Genomic DNA, 4,853 nt, shown 5'->3' on the forward strand with positions numbered 1-4,853 from the left:
CCCGGTGGACCCGACCGACCCAACGGACCCGACCGACGGCCCCGGCACCGAGGACCCGACACCCAGCGGTGGCGAGGGGTCCGGTCCCTGGCCGATCGTGCTCGTGCTGCTCGGCACCGCGATGGTCACCACGGCTGCCGTCGTCGGCGTCCGTCATCGGGGGCCGCGCTGGGTACGCCGCCATGTGCAGGCCGTACTGCGCAGCGACCCCGGCATGGGCAGCGTGCGCGAGAGCCGCGCCTCCGATGCGCCGGACCGCACGGTACGGCTGGAGCCTCACCGCGACCCCGGCGAGCAGAACATCCAGGAGGAGGACGATCGATGACCGTGACGAGTCCCGTAGAGCACATGACCGTACGGGCCCTCCTTTTCGGCGAAGACGGCGGGAGTGCCACCGATGCCCTCGCCGATCATCTTCATGAGCGCGATGTCGGGGAGACGCTGTCGCACGGTGCGCGGGGTATGGCGGGTTCGGCAGGCCGCGCTGTCGAGCGTGAAGTCGCCACCGTCGTCAACGGTTTCCTCGCCATGGACGTGATCGACCTGTTGGGCGTGGGCTGGCGAAAGCACTCCGCTCTCACGGCTGCCGCTCGCCGTACCCGCGACGCCCCGGACAGCGAGGAGCTTGTCGCTCTGGTGAGCCATCACATCACGTCAACCCACCGTCCCTGCGTCGACTTGATCATCGATGGGGTCAAGGTTGGGACCATCGACCTGGCGATTACCGTCGACTTCGACCTCAACGGAGTTCTCGCCGTCGTCCGTGAGGCCCGTTTGGCCGCCCTGCGGTCCGGCGAGTGCACGGCGACCGGGACCCTCGCGATCGAGGAGAACACGGTGGCCAGCCGGAACCGCCCCCTCGATCTTCCGGGCACGATCCGGCTCCGGTCAGGAATCCCCCTGCTCACCGCAGAACAACTGGCTTCTGGGGGCGGTCCCACCCCCGAATCCATTGCCGCAGTGACCGGCTTCCGTACGTGGCTCGAATCCCATGCCAACGAGAACGCGGCACTTGGCGGCCTGGCCCGGGCCAACGCCGAAACGCTGGAGAACCTGCTGAGGGCAGGGGAACACTACTGGGTCGGCACGCGATAGGCGCGGGGCGCCGAAGCGGACGGGGCCGTCGAAGTCCCCGCGTACCACGGCCGCGCGGAAAGCAGACCATTCGGCCGGCCTGAGTCCGGCGCTTCACACGGGAGCCCGACCTGGATCGGGCCCGACCACATCGCCCTCATGTCTCCGGCGTCAGCCGCCGCCGGTCGGGTCGCATCTCAGGGTGGTTGCCAATCGGCTGCAGAGGGCAGTGCGCGGACCGAGCGGTGTTCCGGCGCAAAGGCCGATCCCTAGGGACCTGTTCCCGCGCAGTTCTGGACTCAGCTTCGCAAGTGCGGGCATGCCCCATCCATCTCGTCGTCTGGCTCGTCACCGCCTGGTGCGGGGTGCTGGTGCAACAGGTTCGGGCGGCAGATCGCGAGTCGTGAAGGGTGGCGCGAGTCGGGTCTTGGCCCGGCTGACGACGGGGGACTTGGCGAGTACGAGCGGCGGCGCTGGTCCTCGGCTTCTTCGTCGGCGGGTTCGTCGGCGATGCGCTGGTCCTCGGAGCACAGGCCCGGTGTGCGTTCGGCGATGGCCAGGTCCTCGTAGTGGAGCTGTTCGCAGGCGGCGAACAGGAGGCGCGACATGCCCAGGCGCATCACACTAGGTGAGTTGCTTCCACCACCAGCTCACCGCGGGGATATTGAGTGGCTCGGTTGCGGCGTCACTGGGGGTGTCCCGCCAGGTGATGTCGTAGTACGCCCCCGGGACAGGGAGCGCGTTTCGATTGCGGGGGCTGGCGTATCGGGGCGCAGCGCACATCCAGCGGATACAGCCGGAGATGTAGTTGCCGAGAGCATCGAGGTAGCGGCGGAGTTCCACGTCGGCGTCCTGTGCAAGCTGCTCGCGGAGGTTGACGAAGAGCGTCATGGCGCGGTCCCGGATGGCCACGGCGGTCGGCAGGGCCTCCTTTGGTGTGCGACCGGTGTGGTGCGCGAGAACGTTGACCAGGTTCTGGCTCGGTGGATCGTTGTGGTCGTCGAGAGCGTAGGAGAACAGATCGTTGTCGCAGCTCACGATGAATCCCGCAGCATCGGTGAGAGCCTGAACCGATGGCGAATACTGCACGTCGGGGGGGAGGCGGATGCCGTTCGCTGTCTCGCTGAAGGCGAGGGAAAAACGGGTGCCGTTGATCGAGATCCGCACTGCGGCGAAGTCGTTGAGGGTAGGCATGATCCGACGCTCGGCGTTGGCTGTCTGCCAAGACGCTCCATAGAGCCAGTCCCGCGCTCCTACGCATAGTTGATGGAGCTGAGAAGGCGTGAACATGGCCCTCGTGCGTTCCACAAGATCGCTGAGTGCAGCGTTGAGCGGGCCGGCTGCGAGCATGGCAGAGCCCGGGGCTTCCAGGGACCGCAGTACTCGGATGCTGTGGTCGGTGACATCCGCCGTGCGGCCAGTTCCAGTACCCGAGTCGTGCCAGTCATCGATGGCCCAGGCCCAGTAGTTCCATTCGATGAACAGGAGGAGGGTCTCCGCGTTTCCGACCGGAATGACGCGGCCTACGAAGTCGGCGTTGTGGATGGCCCGTGCCCAGGCTCGTTCGGTCGCATCGGGATAGAGCCCGAACTCGTCGGCCCAGGCGAGCGCCTGCTCGTCCAGGTGGCCTGCCGCCGGGTGGACTCCCACGTCCGCGAGAGGGCAGTAGAAGGGGGGGAGTTGCCAGCCAATGGCTGATGCGGGAGAGGTTTTCGCGAGCATGGCTCAGCTCCTCCCGAGGCGGAACAGCAGGAGCCGGGTTTCCAGAGCACGGTCACGCCAGGCGCGGAAGAGTTTTCCGTGGGTGAGGACGGATTCGACCAGCCGGTTTCGGTCGATCGGCGAGTGGCGGCCATGGCTCAAGGCATCCAGTTCGGCGGTCGTCCATGCCATGGACTGCACCCAGAACTCCGAGACCTGGTCGGTGATGTCCTCGTCCTGCTCCAACTCGAAGCCTGCGGCGGCGGCAGCGGTGATGTACTCGGTCAGGGTGCCGAGGCGCGTCTTGTAGTAGCCATCGACGAACGCGGTCCACTCCGGGCGGCACACAAAATGTTCCTGGATGCCGAACCAGCCGCCGGGCCGCAGAGCCTTGGCTGCCACGGAGAAGAGCCGCTCGCGGTCCATGTATCCGGAGCTCTCGATCGCAACCGCCGCGTCGTACGCCCGCTCCTCACACAGGTCATGAACATTGCCCAGCACGGTGGTCACTCGGTCCGTTACTCCGGCTTGTCGCACGAGATCGTTGACTACCGGAATGTGCTCGGCCGCCACCGTCATCCCGGTGACATTCACGCCGTGTTCCTGAGCCCAGAAGATGGACCCGCCACCTACCCCGCACCCGATGTCGAGGAGTTCGCCGGGCGGACTGCTCGCCACACCCCACGCCCCCGCGGCGCGGTGGAGCACCGCCTCCTGGGAGGACAGTATGCGCTCCTTGAGTACACGCTGTGCGACGGTGGTGTTGAGGTTCTCACTGAACACGCCCATGTGAAAATGGACTCGGGGGCCTGGTCCGTACTTGTGGAGGATCTCCTTCGTCTTCCGCGAGTAATACAGCGGCACCTGGCCCTCATCGAATGAGGTGCGCGGCGTCATTCCCTGCCGGATGGTCGCATGTGAGATCGTCACTATGACTCCCGATTCTTGGGCTGACGTGTACTCGCGAACTCGAAGGCGTCTTGGATCGTTTCGCCGACGCATCCGAGTGGAGATCAGGGGATTGGGTCACGAACCGGAACCTCTGTCCCCCTCTCGCAGGTGTGGTGGAAAGGGAACGTGCCGGTGTGGCGGGCGAGCTCCCCTGCGCTGAGCCGGTCCGGTACCGGCCCCGTCGTACCCCTTGGCAGCTCCCGCTCCAGTCGCGTGAACTGCTCTTCTGTCAGCCGCGGCAGCGAAGCCGGCACCCTCGAACCGCAGGGCCTGCGGGTCGCCTGGCTCCGGGACCGTCGCCACCGCTGTACGGATCGGACACTGACCCGTACCTCTGCGGCGATCACTGTGTCCGACTCGCCCGAGTCGAACCACTCACCCGGCTCCAGGCGTAACCGCTCCCGGAACTCCTGGCGTTCAGCGGTCAAGCCGCCACCTCGTGGATACCGCATCCCATGGGCATATCGCAGGGATCAAGGGCCGTCAGCCCTTACCGAACCACGAGTTCAACCTCAGTCGTCCCGTAGATCCAGTGGCACACATCAGGCACCTTTGAGCCACTCTGAGCCGAGCGCGAGAGTATGCGTGAGGCGCTCCTCCAGTGGCTGGGCACCGCGGTCCACAGGCGAAACCACGGCGGCCGCCCGCCGGTCATCACCGACGACATGCTGCACCACACACAACACGACACAGCCATCCCGGTGTCCTGCGGTGATGGCCCAGGAGGAGGGTGGGGGCGCAGTGCTGCGGGAGCGGCTGAGCTGGTACGAGAAGAGCTGAAGAGCCAGACCCGTTGCCGACATGGTGGGCAAACCCCTCCACTTGTCTGGCACGCATCCCTGTCAGGATCCTCCCTACGTCCGGAAGCGACACGTGGGACGCCGACGCCTCGCCGCCGCTCGAACACGACGCGAGTGAAGACGTACAACTGCTCTTCGAAGCCAGTCCGTACTTCACCCTTCGCTTCGAGGATGGCTCAGCCACTGAGGTAGAAGTGGTCCATTCTGGAGACATCAACCATCTTCGACTGACGGCTGGAGCGACCCCATCTCCGAGGGCCTGAGCAGGTCGGACCCAAACGTCACATGATTGCCCGGCCAAGTCCCTAGTGTGATGCGCCAGAAATT

Annotated in this window: 4 protein-coding genes and 1 pseudogene; 2 read left to right on the forward strand and 3 right to left on the reverse strand. The window is 66.0% G+C overall.

Going from position 1 to position 4,853, the window contains the following annotated elements; genetic code table 11:
- A pseudogene (locus J7I98_RS36000) lies at positions 1 to 325 on the forward strand (hypothetical protein); the annotation flags it as partial.
- Positions 322 to 1,095 carry a hypothetical protein gene (locus J7I98_RS36005; RefSeq protein WP_214929271.1) on the forward strand — a complete coding sequence of 258 codons (774 nt, stop codon included), beginning with the start codon at positions 322 to 324 and terminating at the stop codon, positions 1,093 to 1,095. The pseudogene J7I98_RS36000 and the gene J7I98_RS36005, both read left to right, overlap by 4 nt.
- 278 nt (positions 1,096 to 1,373) lie before the next feature.
- On the opposite strand, the gene J7I98_RS36010 is transcribed toward J7I98_RS36005, so the two are convergent.
- From J7I98_RS36010 to J7I98_RS36020, 3 genes are read right to left on the reverse strand one after another with little or no spacing between them, the layout of a single operon-like run.
- Positions 1,374 to 1,682 (reverse strand): hypothetical protein, encoded by a 309-nt coding sequence (locus tag J7I98_RS36010; RefSeq protein ID WP_214929272.1) that lies wholly within the window; start codon positions 1,680 to 1,682, stop codon positions 1,374 to 1,376.
- Positions 1,683 to 1,698: 16 nt separating this feature from the next.
- Entirely contained in the window at positions 1,699 to 2,796 is a 1,098-nt protein-coding gene (locus tag J7I98_RS36015) for a terpene synthase family protein (RefSeq protein ID WP_214929273.1), read from the reverse strand.
- A 3-nt stretch (positions 2,797 to 2,799) separates the two neighbouring features.
- A complete protein-coding gene (locus J7I98_RS36020; RefSeq protein ID WP_251021674.1) occupies positions 2,800 to 3,564 on the reverse strand; it encodes a cyclopropane-fatty-acyl-phospholipid synthase family protein in 765 nt (254 codons plus the stop codon).
- Between the last annotated feature and the right edge of the window lie 1,289 nt (positions 3,565 to 4,853).

The sequence above is a fragment of the Streptomyces sp. ISL-98 genome, from assembly GCF_018614055.1.
Lineage (GTDB): Bacteria > Actinomycetota > Actinomycetes > Streptomycetales > Streptomycetaceae > Streptomyces > Streptomyces spiramyceticus.

Excerpts from the sequence above, each read along its gene's own strand:
- J7I98_RS36020 (WP_251021674.1), bottom strand. The coding sequence starts at position 3,564 with ATGGGCGTGTTCAGTGAGAACCTCAACACCACCGTCGCACAGCGTGTA.
- J7I98_RS36010 (WP_214929272.1), bottom strand. The coding sequence starts at position 1,682 with ATGTCGCGCCTCCTGTTCGCCGCCTGCGAACAGCTCCACTACGAGGAC.
- J7I98_RS36005 (WP_214929271.1), top strand. The coding sequence starts at position 322 with ATGACCGTGACGAGTCCCGTAGAGCACATGACCGTACGGGCCCTCCTT.
- J7I98_RS36015 (WP_214929273.1), bottom strand. The coding sequence starts at position 2,796 with ATGCTCGCGAAAACCTCTCCCGCATCAGCCATTGGCTGGCAACTCCCC.